At 57.7% G+C, this 21,898-nt stretch carries 24 protein-coding genes; 15 read left to right on the forward strand and 9 right to left on the reverse strand.

The window, feature by feature from the left end; all coding sequences use genetic code 11:
• Nucleotides 1-152 precede the first annotated feature (152 nt).
• A complete protein-coding gene (locus RBB80_RS05590; protein ID WP_433967273.1) occupies nt 153-698 on the forward strand; it encodes a hypothetical protein in 546 nt (181 codons plus the stop codon).
• A gap of 289 nt (nt 699-987) precedes the next feature.
• Here RBB80_RS05590 and RBB80_RS05595 read toward each other — a convergent pair whose 3' ends face one another.
• Nucleotides 988-1,260 carry a hypothetical protein gene (locus tag RBB80_RS05595; protein WP_433967274.1) on the reverse strand — a complete coding sequence of 91 codons (273 nt, stop codon included), beginning with the start codon at nt 1,258-1,260 and terminating at the stop codon, nt 988-990.
• Between RBB80_RS05595 and RBB80_RS05600 the strand changes: the two genes are divergently transcribed.
• Both RBB80_RS05600 and RBB80_RS05605 read left to right on the forward strand, forming a co-directional pair.
• On the forward strand, nt 1,255-1,629 hold the full coding sequence (locus tag RBB80_RS05600) for a hypothetical protein (protein WP_433967275.1): 375 nt from the start codon (nt 1,255-1,257) through the stop codon (nt 1,627-1,629). The genes RBB80_RS05595 and RBB80_RS05600 overlap by 6 nt on opposite strands.
• Nucleotides 1,599-2,180, forward strand: a complete 582-nt coding sequence (locus tag RBB80_RS05605; protein ID WP_433967276.1) for a hypothetical protein — start codon at nt 1,599-1,601, stop codon at nt 2,178-2,180. Before RBB80_RS05600 ends, RBB80_RS05605 begins: the two co-directional genes overlap by 31 nt.
• 461 nt (nt 2,181-2,641) lie before the next feature.
• On the opposite strand, the gene dnaN is transcribed toward RBB80_RS05605, so the two are convergent.
• The gene (gene dnaN, locus RBB80_RS05610) at nt 2,642-3,823 is read right to left on the reverse strand and encodes a DNA polymerase III subunit beta (protein WP_179583232.1); all 1,182 of its coding nucleotides are present in this window, start codon (nt 3,821-3,823) and stop codon (nt 2,642-2,644) included.
• 573 nt (nt 3,824-4,396) lie between these two features.
• Between dnaN and RBB80_RS05615 the strand changes: the two genes are divergently transcribed.
• Both RBB80_RS05615 and RBB80_RS05620 read left to right on the forward strand, forming a co-directional pair.
• The gene (locus RBB80_RS05615; protein ID WP_433967277.1) at nt 4,397-5,086 is read left to right on the forward strand and encodes an NAD(P)-dependent oxidoreductase; all 690 of its coding nucleotides are present in this window, start codon (nt 4,397-4,399) and stop codon (nt 5,084-5,086) included.
• A 175-nt stretch (nt 5,087-5,261) separates the two neighbouring features.
• Nucleotides 5,262-5,864 (forward strand): hypothetical protein, encoded by a 603-nt coding sequence (locus RBB80_RS05620; RefSeq protein WP_433967278.1) that lies wholly within the window; start codon nt 5,262-5,264, stop codon nt 5,862-5,864.
• Between the two features lie 386 nt (nt 5,865-6,250).
• Here RBB80_RS05620 and dnaA read toward each other — a convergent pair whose 3' ends face one another.
• A complete protein-coding gene (gene dnaA, locus RBB80_RS05625) occupies nt 6,251-7,678 on the reverse strand; it encodes a chromosomal replication initiator protein DnaA (protein ID WP_433967279.1) in 1,428 nt (475 codons plus the stop codon).
• 769 nt (nt 7,679-8,447) lie between these two features.
• On the opposite strand from dnaA, the gene rpmH reads away from it, so the two are divergent.
• The 6 genes from rpmH (at nt 8,448) to RBB80_RS05655 (ending at nt 12,719) form a co-directional block, all read left to right on the forward strand.
• On the forward strand, nt 8,448-8,603 hold the full coding sequence (gene rpmH, locus RBB80_RS05630) for a 50S ribosomal protein L34 (protein WP_089406876.1): 156 nt from the start codon (nt 8,448-8,450) through the stop codon (nt 8,601-8,603).
• A gap of 356 nt (nt 8,604-8,959) precedes the next feature.
• Entirely contained in the window at nt 8,960-9,106 is a 147-nt protein-coding gene (locus RBB80_RS05635; protein WP_433967280.1) for a hypothetical protein, read from the forward strand.
• 269 nt (nt 9,107-9,375) lie between these two features.
• Nucleotides 9,376-9,819: a ribonuclease P protein component gene (gene rnpA, locus RBB80_RS05640; protein WP_433967281.1), complete on the forward strand. Its 444-nt coding sequence runs from the start codon at nt 9,376-9,378 to the stop codon at nt 9,817-9,819.
• A gap of 5 nt (nt 9,820-9,824) precedes the next feature.
• The gene (yidD, locus tag RBB80_RS05645; RefSeq protein WP_433967282.1) at nt 9,825-10,115 is read left to right on the forward strand and encodes a membrane protein insertion efficiency factor YidD; all 291 of its coding nucleotides are present in this window, start codon (nt 9,825-9,827) and stop codon (nt 10,113-10,115) included.
• 62 nt (nt 10,116-10,177) lie between these two features.
• Nucleotides 10,178-11,980, forward strand: a complete 1,803-nt coding sequence (gene yidC, locus RBB80_RS05650) for a membrane protein insertase YidC (RefSeq protein ID WP_433967283.1) — start codon at nt 10,178-10,180, stop codon at nt 11,978-11,980.
• A 118-nt stretch (nt 11,981-12,098) separates the two neighbouring features.
• On the forward strand, nt 12,099-12,719 hold the full coding sequence (locus tag RBB80_RS05655) for a protein jag (RefSeq protein WP_433967284.1): 621 nt from the start codon (nt 12,099-12,101) through the stop codon (nt 12,717-12,719).
• An 18-nt stretch (nt 12,720-12,737) separates the two neighbouring features.
• On the opposite strand, the gene RBB80_RS05660 is transcribed toward RBB80_RS05655, so the two are convergent.
• From RBB80_RS05660 to thrS, 5 genes are all read right to left on the reverse strand, one after another.
• Entirely contained in the window at nt 12,738-13,178 is a 441-nt protein-coding gene (locus RBB80_RS05660) for an SRPBCC family protein (protein WP_433967285.1), read from the reverse strand.
• Between the two features lie 303 nt (nt 13,179-13,481).
• Nucleotides 13,482-14,255, reverse strand: a complete 774-nt coding sequence (locus RBB80_RS05665; RefSeq protein WP_433967286.1) for an NADP-dependent oxidoreductase — start codon at nt 14,253-14,255, stop codon at nt 13,482-13,484.
• Nucleotides 14,256-14,398: 143 nt separating this feature from the next.
• Nucleotides 14,399-14,881: an SRPBCC family protein gene (locus RBB80_RS05670; protein WP_433967287.1), complete on the reverse strand. Its 483-nt coding sequence runs from the start codon at nt 14,879-14,881 to the stop codon at nt 14,399-14,401.
• 159 nt (nt 14,882-15,040) lie between these two features.
• Complete coding sequence (locus RBB80_RS05675) at nt 15,041-15,394, reverse strand: hypothetical protein (RefSeq protein WP_433967288.1); 354 nt, start codon at nt 15,392-15,394, stop codon at nt 15,041-15,043.
• Nucleotides 15,395-15,459: 65 nt separating this feature from the next.
• Nucleotides 15,460-17,490, reverse strand: coding sequence for a threonine--tRNA ligase (thrS, locus tag RBB80_RS05680; protein WP_433967289.1), 2,031 nt, complete (start codon nt 17,488-17,490; stop codon nt 15,460-15,462).
• Nucleotides 17,491-17,707: 217 nt separating this feature from the next.
• Between thrS and RBB80_RS05685 the strand changes: the two genes are divergently transcribed.
• Complete coding sequence (locus RBB80_RS05685; protein WP_433967290.1) at nt 17,708-18,037, forward strand: hypothetical protein; 330 nt, start codon at nt 17,708-17,710, stop codon at nt 18,035-18,037.
• 206 nt (nt 18,038-18,243) lie between these two features.
• On the opposite strand, the gene RBB80_RS05690 is transcribed toward RBB80_RS05685, so the two are convergent.
• Nucleotides 18,244-18,378, reverse strand: a complete 135-nt coding sequence (locus RBB80_RS05690) for a hypothetical protein (protein WP_433967291.1) — start codon at nt 18,376-18,378, stop codon at nt 18,244-18,246.
• A 235-nt stretch (nt 18,379-18,613) separates the two neighbouring features.
• Here RBB80_RS05690 and RBB80_RS05695 point away from each other — a divergent pair, with 235 nt between their 5' ends.
• The 3 genes from RBB80_RS05695 to RBB80_RS05705 all read left to right on the forward strand — a co-directional run bounded on the left by RBB80_RS05695 (nt 18,614) and on the right by RBB80_RS05705 (nt 21,826).
• Entirely contained in the window at nt 18,614-20,098 is a 1,485-nt protein-coding gene (locus RBB80_RS05695) for a bifunctional folylpolyglutamate synthase/dihydrofolate synthase (RefSeq protein ID WP_433967292.1), read from the forward strand.
• Nucleotides 20,095-20,970 carry a lysophospholipid acyltransferase family protein gene (locus tag RBB80_RS05700; protein ID WP_433967293.1) on the forward strand — a complete coding sequence of 292 codons (876 nt, stop codon included), beginning with the start codon at nt 20,095-20,097 and terminating at the stop codon, nt 20,968-20,970. Before RBB80_RS05695 ends, RBB80_RS05700 begins: the two co-directional genes overlap by 4 nt.
• A 76-nt stretch (nt 20,971-21,046) precedes the next feature.
• Complete coding sequence (locus tag RBB80_RS05705) at nt 21,047-21,826, forward strand: gamma-glutamyl-gamma-aminobutyrate hydrolase family protein (RefSeq protein ID WP_433967294.1); 780 nt, start codon at nt 21,047-21,049, stop codon at nt 21,824-21,826.
• Nucleotides 21,827-21,898: the final 72 nt, after the last annotated feature.

The following is a 21,898-nucleotide window of genomic DNA, read 5'->3' on the forward strand; positions in this document are numbered from 1 at the left end:
CGTTTGCTGTCGCTTGCTGTTTCCCCTCAAAAAGTTCTACTATCGACTTCCCTTCACAGAGCAGTACTCGAATCCAGGCTCTCGCTTATCTCAAGCGAATCCTCTGAGGGCCATCGGAGGTTGCGTAAACTTCGAAATTCAGGGGGTTCAAGATGATCTCACACCCTTTAAGCCGCCATGGCAAAGCCGCCCGCCTCACCCTGAAACTGTGCACTGCGACACTACTTGGTCCCTTCGCCACCGCGGCCGCGCAGGACATCCAGCTCCACGTGACCTATGTCTGCAACGGCGAGCACATTTACATAGAAGGCTGCAACATACGCGATCTCTCCGACACCGCCACCTGTATGGTCGAGCATCCTGATCACGTCGGCCCCACCGGCATCGCAGCCATCACCAGCGAGACCCGCGGCTCACTCAAGAAGCGACTTCCCACCTGTCAGCAGCCCACCGCCAAGGAACTCGCCGCCGCGCAGGCCTTTCAGAAAAGACAGCAGGAGATCTACAACGCCAACGTTCAGAAAGCCAACCCCCAGCCCAACTTCAACAGAGCTCAACCCGCAGGAGCCAACGCCTCGCAGCAGCAAATCCGCCCCCCAAAAACGCCGAGGAGCGCGCCATGCGCCGCTGCGTCAGCTCCGGACGCCTTCCCGCTACCTGTACCGGCAACTCTCTTCTCGGAGCCTTCGGCCAGATGATCTCTCAAGTTCTGCCCTCGGCCACCAAAGAACCCGCTCCCGGCCCTGAAATGGCTGGCGTCTTCGAGGGTCCCGGTCATTGGCGTCTCGACTTCATCGACGGCGGCGTCCTCGTCAGCTGCTCCTTCCTCTCGCCCAATCAAGAGGCCTACTCCCTCGACTTCAAAGGCGGCCGCGCTGTCCTCACCATCAACACCAGGCCCAAGCCTCTCGTCCTCAGCCTCCACGGCACTGAAACCATCACCGGGCCGCCCGGCCCCGTCACCATCGATGGCGTAGTCGCCGGCGGCTACAGTCCTGGTAGCTCCTCCCCGGCCACACCGAAACCTCCCAAACCACCACCCACGAAACCGTCAATCAGAGCCAGGCCGGCAACTACGGCCAATCCCAGCTCACCTATCAGGGCAACGGCCAATACGACGCCGCCACTACCCACACCAGCAGCACCTACGTCCCCGGGGCATCCACACCCGGCTACACCAACTTCGTCCCCAAGCGCGCCACCTGCCCCGCCATCAACCTCTCTTCTAAGGGCGCAGGGGTTGGCGTGCAGACGATGCAAACAAACCTCCTCAAATCCATGTTCAATGACGGAGATAAAGGCCCCCCGACACCTCCCGGCATTCGCATGCACGGTATCTTCGCGGCCTCCACCGGCTTCAGCGCCCAGTTCTTCCCCGAATCCGTCATCCTCGGCTGTGGTCCCGACTCTGCCCGCGCCTATCCCTACACCGTCGTTGCCGACGGAACCCCCGCAGTCATCCGTGTCGCAGCCTCAGACCACCCCTTACCCTCACCTTCGGCCCCAACGGCTCCCTGGACCCAGGCTCGGGCCCCTATCTGGTCCACGGACGCATCGTCACCGGCCAGAACGACGATGGCGACTTCACCTTCGCCCCGATGGAGCAGACTTGCGACCTCGCTGTCCTGACCCCAAGCAAGACCATCCCCTCTGACGGCGGCTCTGCAGCGGCGCTTGTAGCCAGAGGAAGCCCGGGGCCAGCGGCTCCGCCAACAGGGACCGCCAACGGCGGCGGCGGCGTTTCAACTCCAGCCGCGCCTCTCGGCAACGCCACTCTGTCGATAGCCTCCGGGCTTCCTGCGCAACCCGGCACTCCTAATTCTCTCGCCGGACGCCCTTACGTTCTTTTGCGCGACAGCTACGCAAACGCACTCGCAAAAGGCGGCGTCTCAGTCCCCGCAGGAATGTCGCCCTACAAATATGTGGCCAATGCTTGTGGTCCTAATAGAACGCCGGACTGTCAAAAGATCCTGGACGCTGTCAAGGCTGATGCTGCTTCAGCCGTCCGCGCCGACGCCAACGGCACCGGAACCCTACCCGGCGTGGCTCCGGGAACCTACTACCTGATGATCTCTACCCGCTATAACAATCAAGCTCTTATTTGGGAACAGGCCATCCAGCTTAAGCCCGGCCCAAACTCCGTAACGCTCGATCAGCACAATGCAACGCCGGTAAATTGAAGCAAGTCCATCGACGTCAATCAACACGAAATAGAATTTGAAAATCACTTAACATTTGGTGTGTAGAACTTTGCGAATAGACATAGCCAGCTATTCGGCAAAGCTATGCTTATTTCTTTTCGTCGTCTTTGAAAAACAACCCAAAATCTGGCCAATATAACTCTCTAGCTTTCAATGCCCGCGCAAAGAACCTCTGAGACCATAAGTTGGCCGAAACCTCTCTAATAGACCATAACGTGGCCCAGAGTTTCGGAAGGGTCAACCGACACGTTCACGAACACCTTCAATTCGCAAACCTAATTTGCCGAATACGTCGCTCAGTGGGGCAAAAAATAACCCATAAGCTGGCCATTTGGCTAAATTATGGGTTTGTTTCATTTTACAACTTTTGGTAGGTACCAAAAATGGCGCGTGCGCCAAATTATCCCTTATTCGACACTTCTTCTTCAAACCGCCTCAGATCAGATTCTCATGGGCATCAGGATGTATCTGTACTTCACATCCTCATTCGCATCTTCGGGCCGCATCTGCCCGGCGCTCTGGGCATCCTTGAACTCCAGGCGCACCTCGCCCGTGTTGCCAATCGCCTTCAAAAAATCGATAAGATATTGGCTGTTAAACCCCACTACCAGTGGATCGTAATTATAGGGTGTCTCGATGGTATCTTCCGACTCACCAGCATCTGTGCTCGAAGACGAGAGCTTCAACTCATTCTGCTCCAGCCGTATCTTGATCGCGCCACTTCGCTCATCCGCAAACTGCGCCACGCGCTGTATCGACCCCATCAGATCTTCGCAACGAACGATCACAAACTTGTTGTTGTCCCGAGGTAGCACCGCCTCATAGTTAGGAAACTGTCCGGTCAGCTTGCGGCTGGTTAGCACACGCCCGCCAACCCGGAAGAACAGGGTCTGATCGTCATCGCCAAACTCCAGCGTCTCAGCTTCGGTCGAGCCCAGCAGAGAGGAGAGTTCACTCAGCGCCTTGCGGGGAATCAGCGTCTTCTTCTCGCCCGACACGCCATCCAGCGTCTCTCCTAGCTTCTCAATATGCGCCAGCCGATGTCCATCCGTCGCGACCATCGCCATGCTCTCCGCCTTCAGTACCAGAAGCGCACCATTCAGCGTGTAACGAGACTCTTCGTTCGAGATAGCGAAGATCGTCTTCGAAACCATGTTCTTCAGAGAAGGAACCGAGATCTTCACCGCGCCACTGGCAGGGAACTCCGGAACCTGCGGAAAGTTCGCCCGCGCCATCCCCACCATCTTCGTGTTCGACCGTCCCGCCCGGATCTGCACCCAGTGGTTGTCCATCAGCTTGATCGAGATCTCACCTTCAGGCAGCAGCTTGATGTAGTCGTACAGCTTCCGCGCTGGAATCGTGCAGGCACCCGCCTTCTTCACCTTGGCTGCGCAGCTCGTCCGCAGACTTTGATCAAGATCCGTCGCGGTAATTGTCAACCGGTCGCCGCCCTCGCTCTGCGTCGCCTCGAACAGAAAGTTCGACAGGATCGGAATCGTTGTCTTTCGCTCGACCACGCTCTGGGCAGCGGTCAACTCTCGCAACAACTCAGCGCGGGAGACGGTGATCTCGAGGTTGCCGGTTGGGGCTGGCGCTGCGCTCGTCTCGGTCGGCAAAGTCATCTCGGGCTCCTGGGTCGCAATGGTCACAGTTGTCTCTCCATCTCGTTGGTTGCTGCTGGCCAAACTGTACACCGAATCGAACCCACGATGCATCTCGGCCGTTCAACGTCTGCTTGATTTTAGGGGTGAAGGCGCCTCCAGCGCGAGATTTCTTTGTGGAAACCAAGGTCGTTGTGTGCGATGTCGAAACCAGCCAGAACCTCCTTCATTGCCCGTGACTGCTTCTAAGAAACAAGAGAAAAGAGAAGAAAGACTAGTAGCAGTAACCGTTGTCACTTGAAAAGTGGATTTCCTTCCCATCAAATTCATAAATAAATGTTTACGTTGGTGTCCTGTTTTAGAAAACCGGCCCACCCGAAGCGTACGTCTAGGAAGACTAGGCCCGATCGTCTCATCAACGGCCCTCTTATCCCACTTCTTCACAGCCACACTTTTCAACTTGCGAGAAGACTCATCCCCAACCGTGGGAATATTCAACAAATAAAACAGAATCATGCAGTTACCCCAACCCCTTTTTACACACCTTCATCTCAATCAGGAGGATAATCAGTCCCGAATCCAAAAGGAGCCCGCATGAAGATCGCTCTCTTCGGAGCCAGTGGTGCCACCGGAAAACTCCTGGCCCAACGCTGCATCCGCGCCGGCTACGAGGTCACAGCACTGTTCCGGTCCACCCCGCCTTCCCACTTCCTCTTCACGAGTCCCGCGTCTCCCGGCTCTCAGGTGCACCTGAATTTCAAGATCATCCGAGGGAGCGCCTTCGACCCTGCCCCGGTGCGTCAAACCATCGCGGGCGCCGACGTGGTCCTGTCGGCGCTTGGCGCAAAGTCCCTCAAGAAGGAAGATGTCCTCGAGCGCGCCATCCCGCAGATCATCGCTGCGATGCAGGACACCGATACTCAGGCAAAACCGGTTCGCCGCATCATCGTTCTTGGCTCCGCCGGCGCGCTCCCCACCTCGCTCGACAAGCAGCCAGCCTGGCGTCGCTGGATCGTCCAGAACATCGTGTACAACACCTTCCTCAAGTGGCCCGTGGCGTCGCAGATCTCACAATGGAACAACCTCTCCCACAGCAGCCTCGACTGGACCATGGTGATGCCTCCCATGCTCACCAACACGCACGGCCGTAGCGTCTATCGCATCGACGGCGACGCCTTGCCCCCAAACGGCAGCCGCATCTCTCGCGAGGACGTAGCCGACTTCATGATGCAGCAGATCAGCAGCCCCCAATGGATTCGCAAAGGAGTCTACATCACTTGGTGACGAAAAAGACGGGAACGCATTCAGCATTGTCCCCGCCTCACTTCCAAAGAAAAGAAAGGTCTTTAGCATGCTCCACAGGCTATGCCTTCGTCCTCCAGCGCGCAGCAGCCTCATTCTTGATTAACCAGAATGTCTCTGACCTTAGTAAAGTAGCTCTGTTACTTAAGGAGCTTCCGTGAAGCCGGCGAACCGAATCGTTGCTACTCTGCTGTCCCTATCTCTCGCAACCCTCGCGCACGCGCAGGCACCTTCCGCCCCAGCGCAGCCACCTGCTCCTCCCACCTTGATCGGTTCCATCGCGACGAGAGCCGACTGGCCGCAGGCGAAACCTGAGGACGTGAAATCACCTGAAGCGATCCTCAACGCTGTCTACAGCGTGATCTCCGGCGCTAAAGGCCAGACACGCGACTGGGACCGTATGCGCTCGCTCTTTATCCCTGATGCGCGCCTTATTCCTGCGACTACCTCATCCACCAGCGGGCGTAGTGATGCGGTTGTACTTACCATTGACAGCTACATCGCGCGCAGTCAGGGACGGATGACGGCCAATGGATTCTTCGAGCGCTCCATTCATAATGAAATTGAGCAGTTCGGCAATATTGTTCAGGTTTGGAGCACTTACGAGTCGCGCCACAACGCGGATGATCCCACTCCTTTTACTCGAGGGATTAATAGCCTTCAGTTGCTCAAGGACGGGGACCGGTACTGGATCGTCAACATCTTCTGGGACTCTGAATCTCCTGCCAATCCGATCCCTGCGAAGTATCTTCCGAAGTAGATTTTTTCTGGCGCTGGTGGAGGGGTGTTTTGATTGGGGTTTTTGGAGAAAATGGTATTTTTGTGGTGGTGTTTTGGTGGTGAAGACGTGGTATTTTGCATGGTAAACATGGTGGGTTAGGAGCGTGTTTTCGAGCTGCTAAAAATGCGCCACGTTTTCGAACTATTTTTTCAGGCAATGTCCTGCCGGACGGGCCCACTGCGCGTGGGGCGGTCACTTCGTGACTTGTGTACTGCTTCGCGTGGTGCTCGCGTTGCTCGGAGGGAAGATGATTCCGACCAAGGGGAGGACCGATGCTGCTTATCCTGCCGAGACCGGTACACACGTCACGAAGTGACCGCGCTCCGCGCAGTGGGCCCGTCCGGCAGGACAGTCTTTCAGGGGTTTTAGCTTAGCGTCTCCATCAGCTTGTTGATGGTGCGGTTCAGGTCCTTGTCCGCACGGCGCTGTTCGTCGATCTTCGAGATCGAGTGCATCACGGTTGTGTGGTGCTTGCCGCCAAACTGCCGTCCGATTTCGGGAAGGGAAGCCTCGGTCAACTGCTTGGCCAGGAACATGGCAATCTGCCGCGGCACCACGATCTGACGTGAGTTGTTCTTCTGCTTCAACTCCGCGACGCGCATGCCGAACTGCTCCGCTACGGTGCGCTGAATCGTCTCAATCGTGATCTTGCGAACCTGAGTGTCAATGAACTGCTTCAGGCACTGCTGCGTGACTGCGAGAGTGATCTCGACGCCATGCATGCTGCACCAGGCGATCAGACGCACCAGCGCGCCCTCAAGCTCACGCACGTTGGTCCGCACATTCGAGGCGATAAACATCGCTACGTCGGTGGGGAGCTGCGTCTGTTCGCTCTCTGCCTTCTTCTGCAGAATCGCGACTTTCGTTTCGAGATCCGGCGGCTGAATGTCAGCGATCAAACCCCACTCGAAGCGCGAACGCAGACGATCCTCAAAGTCGGCGAGTTCTTTCGGAGGCCGGTCGCTTGCAATGACGATCTGCTTCATGCTCTCGTGCAGGGTGTTGAACGTATGGAAGAACTCCTCCTGCGTTCGCTCCTTGCCGGCGAGAAACTGAATGTCGTCAATCAGCAACACATCGACATTGCGGAACTTGTCGCGGAATCCGGTCATCTTGTCGTAGCGGACCGAGTTGATCATCTCGTTGGTGAACTTTTCGCCGCTGACGTAGCTGATGGAGGCGTGCGGCTGGCGACGTTTCACGTCGTGGCCGATGGCATGCATCAGGTGGGTCTTGCCCATACCGACGCCGCCGTAGAGAAAGAGCGGGTTGTAGGCCTTCGAAGGCCGTTCTGCCACGGCCTGTGCCGCTGCTGATGCAAACTGATTGCCGCTTCCGATGACGAAGGCGTCGAACTGGTAGCGGGGGTTGAGCTGGGAGGCTGCGCTCCAGTCGAATCGCGCCTGCTCGGGCGTCGGCCCTGTTACTGAGTTTGTCGATCCACCGAGGCGCTGCCTGGGCGCGTTCTGGCTGTGGCTCGGCACAGGCGCAAAGCCGCCGTCCTCGCGTACCTTGGGCGCGCGTGGGTCCTGCTCGGGCGTGGTGAACGAAACGGACTCGACGTCGAGTCCGAGATTGTCGATAGCTTCCTGAATGAGGTCGGCGTAACGGTCGCCGATGTGCTGAAAGTCCGTGGAGGGAATTCGCACGAAGAGCTTTTTGCCCTCAAGATGTGAGAACCGTGTCGGCTTAAGCCAAGTCTCGTAAGACTGGCGGTTGATCTTCTTCTCGAGCGCAGCCAGAATACGAACCCAATAATTCAATACGGCGGTAGCCGTCGGAACGAATGACATTCTTTGTTTCCTTGTCTTGTTTCCTGTTCAAAACCAGACGTGGCACTTCTTTCAGTCGTGCGGGTTCACACGATAAGTGGCAAATAGAAGTCCATCCCTGCCCCTGAGGACAGGTAAAGACGGCCCCTGTGTTGCCAGAATTCTCTCCGCTGAGCACCCGTTGCAACCTTGGCCGCGGAGAGGAGTAGTTCAACGTGAAGCAGAGTGCGGGACGGCTGGACGTGCAGAAAAACGTGTTGCGAATCGGGTTCGATAGTAGCACGGAAAAGATGGTGTTTTTCAGTGGTTCCCATCAAAAAAGGAAGTTGCACCATTACCAGTGAAGAAGTGAAATTCAGTGTCTTTACTGACGAAAAAATACGCTGCGACTAAGCATTTCTTCCCCTGTTCGTAGCGACAGTTCTTCTCCTGGAGGGTGTCGCGTGAATTCATCGATGGTGTTTTCGATATCGCTTTGGCGAGAAGAAATCACGAGTTGGGAAAGACTCATTCGTCCAATCCTTCATAAACTTCATTTGACCCTCTTGATACTCGTGCGGTTGGCGTTGTGGGATCAGAGTTGTTCGATTGTTTCATTGTGCTTTCTTTCGCAGTGGTCATCTTATTCGGTTTGGCTTGCTCTTTGAACTGGGGTTTAAGATTCTTCTGTGGCACAAAGGACGCAGTGGAAGGGGCTGTGAAAATCCCGTCCTATCGGGTATACTCAGAGATTGTTGCAACAGCCTAGAAGTTTGAGCAGGTGTTCTACCCTGCGCAGGAGTTTTTTGTCATGCCGAAGCGTACTTTTCAACCTAACCGTCGCCACCGCGCCAAGACCCACGGCTTTCTTTCCCGCATGAAGACCAAGGCTGGCGCCGCTGTCCTCAACCGCCGCCGTGCCAAGGGCCGTCATAAGATCGCCGTCAGCGCCGGCTTCCGCGACTAGTTTTTGCTTAGAGCGAATTAGCCAGTCAACGTCTTCACGGCGCTTTCTGGTTCCTCCGGAAATCGTAAGCGATAGAAAATCCGAAAGAAGTATCTGGGGTTCCCAAAGACCATCGGGGAGAGCTATGGCTCTCGTTCGATGGTGTTTGCCTTTAATAGCCACCCGCTCGGCATTCGAGCTTCATCGTTCAGATTCGAAATGAGTTTCCCCCTGCGGGTGGATTGCCTAGGCTAAACCAACGTCTACCAGGACGTAAGGCATCTGTTTGGGGCAACCATTCCGGCTGCGACAGGTCTCTTAATGAGTGTCGGCAACACCGAGATAGTGGTCGAGGGCCGGCAAAGGAGACAATCGTTATGGCACAGAATATGAATCAGCCAAACCAGGGAAACCAGGGGAATAATCCTTCGCAGGGCAGCAACCAGCCCAGCACAACGACCAAGAAACCAGGTCAAGAGACAAACGTGAAGAGTGGAGACAGCACCTCGGGCAAAAAGAAATAGTTAGCGTTTTGAATGGACGCAGAGGTGATCGTTTCCTCGAGAGGCCCGCCGGGAAAAGGCGGGCTTCTTTGCGTGAGCAGACGGTATTGGCACTGCCTGATGGCGCAGGAGAGGCAGGGAAGCCACGTTTTCTAACTATTTTTTCAGGCAATGTCCTGCCGGGCGGGCCCACTGCGCGTGGGGCGGTCACTTCGTGACTTGTGTACTGCTTCGCTTGGCCCTCGCGTTGCGAGGAGGGTTACGATAGAGACAGCAGGCCGTCTGCCCGTATGCCAATGACCGCGAATCAAAATTCGATCTTCCGCCTGCGCAAACACGCCGACTATCAGCGCGTGTATAAGGCCAGCCGCAAACAGTTTTCGAAACAGATGAGCTACTTCTTTACACTCCGCCCTCAGCTTGGGGCCGATGGAACTCCGGTGCGGGACGCGGACGCGTCGAGTCCGCGGGTGGGCCTGACGGTGGGCAAGGTGATGGGAAAGGCAGTTGACCGGAACCGAATCAAGCGCCGCATGCGCGAGGCCGTCCGCAAGAATCTTGCAACCCTGAACACACCGGTCGATGTGATTCTGCATCCGCGCCGCAGCGTCATGGATCTCGACTTTTCGACCTTAGAGCGCGAGGTTGCCATCGTCTTCCGCGCTATTCAGAAGGCGGCTGAACGGCAGCCCAGGGATCGTGCGAGCAGGCAGACGTCTGCTGCGTCGCTCTGAGACCGATGAAGGACTCTCAGCCTGGTTTCGGTGTTCGCGTGGCCTACGGCTTCTATAAAGCGATCGTGTCGCCGGTGCTTCATGCCTTCAGTCCGAGCCAGTGCCTCTACCTTCCGACCTGTTCGGAGTATGCCTATGTTGCGCTGGTTCGCTTCGGTGTCGTCAAGGGGTCGTGGCTGGCGCTGCGGCGGGTGGGCAGGTGCCACCCCTTTGCGAAGGGCGGGCTTGATCCGGTGCCTCTGGAAAGCTCGAAGGCTGCAGTGGCTGCACCTATTTCCACAGACCATTTATCATAGAGGTAGCGTCTCCAAAGTCTGCGGAGGCGGCCTTACGTTTAGCAAAGAATAGGAAGTCTCTTTTGGCAGAGTTCAAAAACCCCAATCAACAGGGCGGCGGCGACAATAAATCGCTCCTCGTCATGATGCTCGTCCTGGTCACCGTCTTCTTTGGCCTGCAGTACTTCCGCGCGAAAAATAATCCGCAGACGGCCTCACCCAACGTTAGCCAGAGCGCAGCTGCTGTTGGCGGAACGCAAGCGCCGGCGCAGTCTCCGGCTTCCCCTGCAGTGACAGATTCAACCGCAGCTGCTCCTGCGGCCTCCGGGGTTCCGACGGTGCAGGCCCCTGCTGAGGCGACCACCACGGTCGAAAATGAGCTCTACCGCATCACCTTCACCAACCGCGGCGGTCAGGTGTCGAGCTGGATTTTGAAGAAGTACAAGGATTCGGACGGCAAGCCGCTGAATCTCGTTCATACGCAGGCTGCGCAGCAGTTCGGATATCCGCTGTCGCTGTATACCTACGATGCTGCGTTGACGGCGAGCTTGAGTAAGGCACTGTATGTGCCGTCGGCTAGCGGGGCGCTGGCCGCTCCTGCGAGTTTGACATTCAACTATTCGGACGGCGCGACAACGGTTCGCAAGACGTTCTCGTTTGACGAGACCTATGTGCTGCACGCCGATGTCGAGGTGACGCGCAACGGCGCTCCGGTTCGCGCGCTGATCAACTGGCCGGGCGGCTTCGGCGATCAGGACAATGCATCCGCCTATGCGGGGGCGCAGCTTGATTACGCACAGAACGCGAAAGAGCAGCACCTGGCCGCGAAGAAGGTATCGGGCGGCGAGACTCTGAATGGGCCGTTCGACTGGGCCGGGACGAGCGACACTTACTTTGCAGCGATCTTCCTGCCGGATTCGCCGGACACCGCGACTGTGGCGATGTTGCATAACCAGCTGGACGTTGCAAAGACGATTCGGCGTACGGGGCTTGGATCGGGCGCACCGGCTAAGGGAGCGATTGAGGTGCCGGTTCTGGGCGCTGCGCTTGGGGACACGAGTGGCCACACTCAGACCCGCGTGTATGTTGGCCCTAAGGCAGTGAACGTTTTGCGCGGCATCCACGCGACCGGCAATACTATTTCGCTGGAGCCGCTGCTGGACTTCGGCTTCTTCGGACCCATCGGCAAGTATCTCTTTCTCTCGCTGCAGTTCATCCACGCCCACATTGCGCCGAACTGGGGCTGGTCGATCGTGCTGCTGACGGTGTTGATCAACCTGCTGATTCTGCCGCTGCGCGTGAAGACGATGCAGAGCGGCCTGAAGATGCAGCGCATTCAGCCGCAGATGGACGCCATCAAGGAGCGCTACAAGAAGTACAAGGCGACCGATCCGAAGCGCAATGAGATGAACGTCGAGATTATGAAGCTGCAGAAGGATAACGGGGTGAACATGTTCGGGGGCTGTATTCCGACGTTGATCCAGATGCCGCTGCTCTTCGCCTTCTTCAGCATGCTGCCCAAAGTGGTGGAGCTACGGCAGGCGCACTGGTTCTGGCTGCCGGATCTTTCCAGCGCAGACCCGTACCACATCCTGCCGATCGTGATGATCGTGAGCCAGTTCCTGGTGCAGTTCTACACGCCGTCGCCCGGCGTCGATCCGCAGCAGCAGAAGATGATGGCGTTCATGATGCCGGCAGTCTCGGGCTATATGACCTGGAACTACGCCTCGGGTCTCGCTCTTTACTGGACAATCGGAAACCTGATCAGCATTGTGCAGCAATCCGTGATGAACCGCACCAGCCTCGGGCGGGAGATGCGTGAGATCGCCGCCAAACGAGCCCGCCGGAAGGCAGGGACCCCGACGACCATTTCGGGAAAGCGATAGGGTTTGGTGCGATAAACGAGCCTTCGTCGGGCAGTGCAGCCCCCAAAGCAGTAATACTTTGAGAGAATCAAATAACAAAGGGTTGAAACTTCATTCCCTCGAAATCGGTCTTAAGAAAATGACGAACCCCCTGATGGATCAGGGCCGTGCTGTGAAGAAGATCGCGGACTTCCTGAAAGTCTTAACAGATACAGGAAGTCTCGATTTGCAGTCTCACATCCTTGCCTGCAACGGCCACGTGCAACCCTACGCCGACACTCCTACCGGCGCGAACTCCTCTGCCATACCCGGTGCTTCCGGATCCGATCCGTCGCCCTTGATTTGCGTCGAGTTTACCGGCGCAGATACTCCGCTTCTACTTGCCCGCAACGGCGAGCTTCTCCACGCGATCGAGCATCTCGCTGCCAAGATCCTCCGGCTCGAACCCGAAGAACACGACCTCATCTTCTTCGACGCTGAAGGCTTCAAAGCCAGACGCGACCGGGAACTTCATCTGGCTGCCGAGACAGCCATCGAGCAGGTTCGCGCCACCGGCAGGCCCTTCTCGTTCCCGCCTATGACCTCGCGCGAGCGCCGGATGCTTCACCTCGCCCTGACGAAGTCCGGATTGCCGACGGCCTCCTCCGGCGAAGGCCCCAGACGCTTTGTGGTTCTCTATCCAGAGGGCCCGGCTCCTGCGCAGCCGATCCCGACGGCCGACCGTACACGCGCCATTCGCAACAGTTTCCGTCGGCGCTAACGATGCGTTTATTGGGAGCTAAGTCTGCGAACGAGGCAGCAGACTGCTGGCTTCCCATCTCTTCTTGATCGAATTTCCTTGGGGAGCCACCGCGATCGTCACGGATTGACCGTCGAGGTAACGATGCCAGTCCTCAGACTCCGCCACCTGCTTAAGTCCGGCATTCCGCTCCATCAGAAACTTTGTAAGATGACGCTTGACCAGGATCCTCGTAGCAAGTCGTCCTATCGCGCCCCAGGGAGCGGTAAATCTAATCTCGTCCCGTAACCGGGTACCGTCATCCATTTCCGCGAAGTGATGTTCATGTTCGAAGTGTGAGAACACACCCTTAACCATGACATCGCGAAAGTACGAGTAGGGCCGCAGAACTTCGATGCGGGTCTTGTGCCGCAGTTTCAAACCGAGATGCCGGCCGCGAAAGGTCACTGTCTCGCCCTCGCTGATCAACCCCGTCGTCACCCCTCTACTGCCTTCTCTCGGGAAGAACGCGCCGACGCAAGATGAAGATCAATACTCAAGGACAGCAGAAAGCACAGTTCTACCGGTGCATCAATCCAGGTCTCTAATCGAACTGTCTCCATGACCCAGTCACCGTTTACTCTTCAGTACTTGGCGTAACAGAGATAGATTACGCCAGTAATAGTATCTTTCCTATCCCACCTTTTGCTGCAGCAGCCTGTGCCTCGCCCGCCTCAGCTAGCGGCACCATTCTGTCGATTAGAATGTCAAATCGCCCAGCAATCAGATCTTCGGCCAATGTTCTCAGTGTTTTAGCGTCTGGCACAGCCTGAACCGCCTGGACCCTGACCGTGGGATGAAACCTCGCATCTGTCGGGGGCCCCAGTACCGAAGCGAAGACACCCCCGGTTTCACCTTCGCCAGGAGTTTGTTCGCGGTCTCCCCGCCAACCGTGTCCGCGACCGCGTCGATAAATCCGAGCCTGTCCATCGCCGCCGAGTCATCAAGCGCGAGTACGTGGTCGGCCTTCAAGGACTCCGCCTGTTTTAGCTGCGACTTTCTTACTCCCGCGATTACGATCGCCCCGGCCTTCTTCGCGGCCCATACCGCCGATCGGCCGACGGCGCCAACCGCGCCCGAGACCAGCACAGTCTGGCCGGATTGAATCTTCGTGCCGCGAGTGATCAACTGCTCCCCGGTCAGGGTCACCAGAGGCAGCGCTGCCGCATGCACGGGATCCAGCTTCTTCGGAACGAGCGCGAGATCGGTCGCCTTGACTACCGCCAACTCGGCGTAGGTTTTTGTCGCGAACCCCATTACCTTGTCGCCGGGCGCAAAGCCGCTCACGCGTTCGCCTACCTCGCGAACGATCCCCGAGAGATCTCTCCCGATGATCGCCGGCAGCTCCAGCGGAAAGTGCTCCTTCGCCTCGCCGCTCCGCATCTTGTAGTCGATCGGATTGACACTGGTGGCGACAACTCTCACCAGCACCTCGCCCCTGCCGGCAACCGGGTCAGGAACAACTTCGTACTTCAACTTATCCGGTCCACCGTACTCATGCAGGACGACGGCCCTCATCGAAACACCTCAGAAGAAGTGAGATGCACGCAGGGCAACGCCTGCACTCGAAGTGGTTAAGAGATGCAAACTAAATTTGTTGTGTCGGGATTTCTTGTGTCTGGGATTTGTCGTGTCGGGGATCGGAAGATCGCGCACCGGCGCTAGTCCGCTCGTGTCTCTTCCGGAAGATACTTTCGCCACTCCTGACTCTCGGCTACCTTTTTCAGCAGCTTCATCCTGCGCCGAAGCACCCGGGAGATGTAAGGCACAAGGATCGTACGGGCGACGAGCCTACCCACCCAGGAAAGCGGAAGGGTGAACCGGATCTTGTCGTTCAGAACGGTGCGTCCGTCGATGTAGAAGAGGTGATGGTCGTGTTGGAACCGTTTGAAACGTCCCCTACCCATCGTGTCCTGAAAAAACACAGGCGATTCGTATCGGGTAATGAGGGCCTCATGCATCTGCGGAAAGCCGAACTTCCATCCAGCCCACAGCAGCTTGTCTCCAGGTGCGATCATTCCCCTGGTCTTGCCTTCGATCGGCTTCATTCCCAGTGTTTTTCCCACCAACTCAATGTTGGTCGAAAGCTGGAAACATCTCTCGATCGGAGCATTGATATGAACACTGTCGCTAATCGTAAACATCGGTCCCCTGTCGATTGTACTGCTGTTCAGCTTGCAGACTCAATCTAAACCTTTGTCCGTCAACAGATCCGCGGCCTCGCGAACACCCTCGCCCTGCTCGATCGATACTTTATTGTTCGATCATCAGTGATGGAGATCTCAGAAAACAGGTTCTCAACATCATGCGAATCCGCGTTCTGCTTCAGCCTTCTGATGGCAGCTATGGCAAACCAGCTGGGTGTTTCTTGCAGTATACCCATCGATGGCACGAAAACGGTCAAGTTCTGCGCCACGCTCCGGCAACGTTGTTTGGCACAACGCGCAAAGCCCAAGCTGACTCTTCCGCTTCGCCTCTTTCAGCTTGCGGCGCTGCGTCGGCGTCCCACGCTCGTCGAACTCCAAACGCTTCAGGATGTATCGTCGCATCTGAAACAGTCGTTCGCGATCCTCTCCAGCGACAGCAACGATTCGCTCGCGCAACTGATCGAGAATAAGAATCGCCGCTGCCCGGTCCTGATCGGAGAGCGAAGCCATGGTCAACTCCTCCACGCGCAGAGCTAGAGTGCAGCCGACTTGGATTAAAGCGCAACCGACTTAGACTAAAGTGCAACCGACTTGGAAGCGACCAATCCCCTGGCTCTTTCGATAAAGTCGGTGAGCGCAACACTGCCTTCATCACCCTTTCCGCGTGTCCTCACACTAACGGCCTCCGTAGAAGCTTCCTTGTCGCCCATCACCAGCACGAAGGGCACCTTCTGCAATGTGAACTCGCGGATCTTCGCGTTCATCTTTTCATTCCGCTGGTCGACCTCGACACGCAGGCCTGCAGCCTCGAGCTTCGCCTTGACCGCGACGGCATACTCCACATGCTTCTCCGAGATGGGTACGATTCCGATCTGCACCGGGGCGAGCCACAGCGGAAATGCTCCGGCGTAGTGCTCGATCAGCACACCGAAGAACCGCTCCACCGAACCGAACAGCGCACGATGCACCATCACGGGTTGATGCAGCTCTCCGTCTTCGCCCTTGTACTCCAACTGAAAACGCGCGGGCAGATTGAAGTCGAACTGTACGGTCGACAGTTGCCACAGCCGTCCCAGGACGTCGACGAGCTTGATATCGATCTTCGGGCCATAGAACGCGCCCTCCCCGGGGATGGCCTTGAACGCGACGCCGCGTTTGGTCAACACACCCTTGAGGGCGGACTCGGCTTTCTCCCAGTCGCCGGGATTGCCGACAAACTCTCCTGACTTCTTCGGATCGTGCAGCGAGAGCTCGACCCGGTATTCGCTAAACCCGAAGGTCTTGAGCACCGCTTCGGCGAAGTCGAGGCAGCCTTCAATCTCGTCGACGACCTGCTCCGGCGTACAGAAGATGTGCGCATCATCCTGGGTGAAGCCTCGTACGCGCAGCAGCCCGTGCATGGTGCCCGACCGCTCGTAGCGATACACGTTGCCAAGCTCCGCGTATCGCACTGGCAGATCGCGATAGCTCTTGGGCGAGTTCTTGTAGATGAGTATGTGGCCGGGACAGTTCATTGGCTTCAGCCTGTACTCCGCGTCGTCAAGCTCCATCGGCGGATACATGTTCTGCGAATAGAAACCCTCATGTCCGGAGATCTTCCAAAGCTCTCGCCGCATGATGTGCGGTGTGTAGACCATATCGTAACCACGACGGATACATTCTTCGCGCATCCAGTCTTCCATCGTCTTGCGGATGAGCCCGCCCTTCGCATGCCAGAAGATCAAACCGGATCCCGCGACCTCCTGGATGGAAAACAGGTCGAGCTGCTTGCCGAGCACGCGGTGGTCGCGAGCCTTGATCTCCTCCAATCGTTTGAAGTGGGCGTCGAGATCCTTCGTGTTGAAAAACGCAGTGCCATAGATGCGCTGCAGTTGCTGATTCTTCTCATCGCCTAGCCAGTAGGCTCCAGCGACTGAGGTCACCTTGAACGCTTTCACACGCCCTGTTGATGGCACATGAGGCCCGCGGCAGAAGTCCACAAACTTGCCGTTGCGATAAAGCGAGATCTCGTCGCCCGACTGCGTAAACTTCTCGATGAAGTGGACCTTCATGAAGTCGCCGTGCTCGGCGTAGTCCTTCAATCCCATCTCGCGCGACTCTTCCTCGCGCAGAAACTTCTCATCGCGCGCAACGACCGCGCCCATACGCGTCTCGATCGCGGCGAGATCCTCGTCACTGAATGGCGTCTCGCGGTAGACATCATAGAAGAAGCCGGAGTCTGTCGCAGGTCCATGTCCGAGCTTGGTCTCGGGAAAGAGCTCGAGAATTGCGGTGGCCATCACGTGCGCGGCGGAGTGACGTACCACCTTCAGTGCAGCCTCGTCGCTCTCCTTCAACAATTCGAGCGCCACATCTTCCGTTAGGGGCGCGGTCAGATCCACCAACCGTTCGCCGCTCTCGGCGCTGCCATACATCGCGGCTTCCGAGGTCTCATCCGTCTCAACAACTCCCGTAGTCGCCGGCGTTAGCGGACGAATGCGCGCCACCACCACTGCTGCAGCCAGTCGCGGCGAGATGCTCATTGCCACGTCATACGCTGTTGTACCGCGCGAAACCTCGCGCACTGAACCGTCCGGAAGCTGAATCCTGATTATCTGCTCGCTCACATCTTCAAGAATAGATGGTTGCTGCAAATCGCGTCGAGGCGACGGCTTGCGAATGGAACACGAACCCCGTCGCCGTCGGTCAAAACCCGGGGGCGTTACTACCGAACCATACCGCTCACACGAGGGTGCTATGGACTCGTCCGGACACTGCCGCTACGGTAAGGATGTTTGAGAGTGTCCAGAAATTCGGGGAAATTGCCCACAGGACGACAACAACATGCAGGTCTTACTTAGAAGATCCGAGTTCCGGCAGGACATTCACTGTTCGGTTTGCGGTCAGGGCTTCCGCCTCTACTGGGAATCGAGTTCGCCCGCTGAACGCGCCACCACGCGCTCCATCGTTCTCGGCGAGCTCCGCGACCATCACTCTCCGGAACAGAGCGACGATAAAACTCCTGCGGCTCACCCCTTCGATCTGTTTCGACTCCCGGGCTGGACGGGATCGCCGCGGTTTACCAGGACAGCGATGCTTTCCAGTCCTGCCCGGATTCCCAGCGACATCTCCAAAGTCGTCATGATCTCCCGACAGGCCAAACGAGAGAGATGAGTTCGTCCGCGACGTAGATCCCGCGGCCTCCAAACGACTACGAAGATCGCAGCAACGGCGGATAGCTAAACAACTGTCCGCCATTTCCTGGTCTCAAAATAAGATCGAAGCCAAAGTCCTTTCGATCAATCAGCAGATACCCACAAAAGGAAAGGACCGCACCCCTATGGGCAACGGTCCTGTTTTTCTTTACGTTAGTGCTTCAGTTAAGCGATCTCTGGAACACTCTTCATGGTGCGTTCTGCGGGGACATGCTTCTTCAACCACACATTCGCCCTCCACCGACCGAAAAACGGTGCTACGGCGATCATTCCAAAAGCGATACCGAGTGCTAAGCGCATAAAACGTCTCCTTTCTCCCCTTGGGTTTTGGAACCCCTCCAGGGCTTGAACCGGCAGATTAGTTTGCAAAACATTGCATGTTGCAACTGTTGATACCCCACTATCCGCCCGCCGAACCACCCTCGATATCCCACCTTGGTGTTAGGGGCGGCACGTCTGTGGAATTTGAGAGTTCGATCCGGGTCACGGTGCTCGCCGCGGTATTCAAAGCCACGCCATCGCCTAAAATAGCCCCATGTCCTACTCGGCAGCGGTCGACCATCTCTACGCTTTAGGGCAGGAACTTGCCCCCGCCACACCCAACGCGCCCCGCCGCAAATTCGACCTCGCGCACATGCGAGTTCTCGCCGCAGCCCTGGGCGACCCACAAACGAGCTTTCCCTCGGTTTTGATCGCCGGAACCAACGGGAAAGGCTCTACCGCCGCCACCCTGTCCAGCATCCTCACCGCTGCCGGATATCGTACCGGCCTCTACACCTCGCCCCACCTGATCCGCGTCAACGAACGAATCCAGATCGGCGGTCACCAGATTCCCGACGAAGACTTCGCCCGCCTCTACTTTGAGGTCGACGAGACCGCCCGCCATCTCGTCGAATCCGGCGACCTGCCGTACCCGCCCAGTTTTTTCGAGGTGCTCACCGCGGTAGGCTTCCTCTACTTCGCGGGAGAGAACGCGACGCGCGCGGAAAAGTCCCCGGTAGACATTGCCATTCTTGAAGTGGGTCTGGGAGGGCGTCTCGACGCCACCAACATCGTCGACCCGCTCCTGTCCATTCTCACCGACATCGCTCTCGACCATCAGGATTACCTCGGCAACACCATCGCCGAGATTACCCGCGAAAAAGCCGGCATCCTGCGTCCCAACGGCACCCTCATCACCCTCCCCCAACACCCCGAGGCCAATCAGGCTATCGGCGAGGCTGCAGCCACTCTCAATCTCCGCGCCGTCAACGCCGCCAGCTACATCCCCGGCCAAACCCCGGCTGTTCCAAGATCTGTTCCAGGTCACGGCGCGGGAGCGCTTGGAAAAGAAGCGGCGAGCCCGTTACCAGCCAACCACTACAGCATCACGCTCGATGGGGAAGCCCTGGAAGTGGATTCGCCGCTCCCCGGCCATCATCAGCAGCGCAACATCGCCCTGGCAATCGCCGCTGTGGCGGAGCTACGTAACTGGAAAGCTTACAAAAGCGCCGAAAATACTCTAGAAAGTAACCAGATAGGTTACAAAATAACCAATGCCCATATCGAAGCAGGAATCCGAAACACGCAATGGCCCGGTCGCCTCGAACTCTTTACCTTCCCCAGCGGTCCGCAGCTCCTGCTTGACGTAGCGCACAATCCAGCCGGTGCCTGGACCCTCCGTGCCGCCATCGCACAGCTTCCCGAAGCCCGGCCCCGTACCCTTCTCTTCAGCTGCCTCCGCGATAAGGACCTCAACGAGATGGCGCAGATCCTCTTTCCTCTCTTCGACTCGTCTTCGGCCGATTCGGAACGCAGCAAAGACCATATTGTCTTCGCTCCAATCGACAATCCCCGGGCTGCTCCTATCGACGATCTCCTGGCCGCTGCCCACGCTCTCGATATTCCAGCTCACGCTGCCCCTCACCTTGCCGCCGCGCTCGCTCAGGCCCGTGCCGTAACGCCCTCAGACGGTCTCGTCATCGCCACCGGCTCCGTGTATTTAGTGGGCGAGATCCGCCGCCTCGCCGGAGAGCTATGAACGACTCTCCCCTGGCAAACAACGTGCCGGACAACACTGAGAACGGTGCTGTTTCGGTATCACCCGAACCAACGCCTTCGGTTCAACCCGTCTTCTCCGTGGAAGAGCCGGAGGGGCCACCTTTCACCGCGAAGCAGCCTCCCCTTTTGCTTCGCTGGCTGTCGTACCTTCTTCTAGTCCCCCTTGCAGGCCTTGCCACTGCGGGTTTCGGATGCATCTCCCTCCTGGCCGGCCTATGGGATAAATCGGGCCGCCAACAACACGCCATTGCGCACCTATGGGCGCGCGCGCTCCTGCTCGTCAGCCTGTCTCCCGTCAAGATCATTGGCCGCGAGAAGCTCCACGAACAAGATACCGCTGTTTACGCTTCGAACCATCTCAGCTATATGGACACCCCGGTCCTCTTCGCTAAACTCCCCTTCCAATTCCGCATTCTGGCCAAGCAGTCACTCTGGAAGATTCCATTCATCGGCTGGTACCTCAATCGCTCGGGCCAGGTCCCGGTGGACTCGAAGAGCCCCCGCTCCCTGGTAGCCAGCCTGAACCGGGGCGTCGCGACGCTCAAACACGGTCTGCCACTGGTTCTCTTCCCGGAAGGCGGCCGCGCAGCGACAGGCCAACTGCAGACGATGATGTCCGGCTGCGCCTACATGGCCATCAAGGCCCAGGTCCCCCTGGTTCCTCTCACTCTCATCGGAACCTACGAGCTTCTTCCCATCCACGTCTACGCTATTCACCCTCGCCCCGTCTTCATCGTGGTGGGCGACCCAATTCCTACCATCGGCCTCAATGCCCGGGATGCCGATTCCCTTACTAAGCGGCTCTACGACTCCATCTCCGCCACGTACTCCCAGTACTCCGCAATCGAGTGACGAAGGCTCACTTGTGCGATCCGCGAAAAAGATGTTCCACGTGGAACACAGCGCCAGGTCGTATGATTAATCTGCCATGAAGCCCCGCATCGCCATTCCCGTCCCTACGAGTCGCGACTTCGTCTACAACCAGCGCTCCTGGTCCCAGTACGCCGCCGCGGTCGAACGCAGCGGGGGCGTACCGGTTGAAATTCCCCTGAACGAGAGCCCCACAGCTATCGCAAATCTCATCAATAGCTGCCAGGCCGTTCTCCTGCCCGGCAGTCCCGCCGATGTCAATCCGCAGAAATACGGTCAGGAACCCATCCCCGAGTGCTCTCCAGCCGACAGCGCCCGCGAAAATGTGGATGAACTCCTCATCCAGGACGCCCACAACCTCTACAAACCAATCTTCGCCATCTGTTTCGGCCTGCAGTTCCTCAACGTCTGGCGCGGAGGCACGCTGGTGCAGGATCTCTCCATTCTGCCCGTAAACCACACCGCCGGCAGAAGTGTCGCTATAGCCCACAGTGCCGCAATCGCGCCAGACTCCCTCCTTGGCTCCTTTATTGATCCGGCCGAGGCTCCCCAGCAGGACGAGTTTCTCCGCCTCCCCATCAACTCCAGCCACCACCAGGCTATCGGCATCCCGGGGGACGGCCTCCGCGTTGCCGCACGCTGCCCGCAGGACGGGGTCATCGAAGGCGTCGAGGGTGGTCAGGCGAGCGAAGGCGCTACCTCACATTTCGTCCTGGGCGTACAGTGGCACCCCGAACGCAGCTACGACCTCAGCCCCTCCTCCCGCGCTCTCTTCGACCGGTTCGTCGAGCAAGCCGCCACATGGAGCCCGCGCCCTGTCCACACCTCCGTCGCCTGAAGGGGGCGATTCCATTCATATGTTCCACGTGGAACACTCTCCCACGATTCTCCTAACCCAACCCTGAGATAC

The organism is Tunturiibacter gelidiferens (assembly GCF_051013345.1).
Lineage (GTDB): Bacteria > Acidobacteriota > Terriglobia > Terriglobales > Acidobacteriaceae > Edaphobacter > Edaphobacter gelidiferens_A.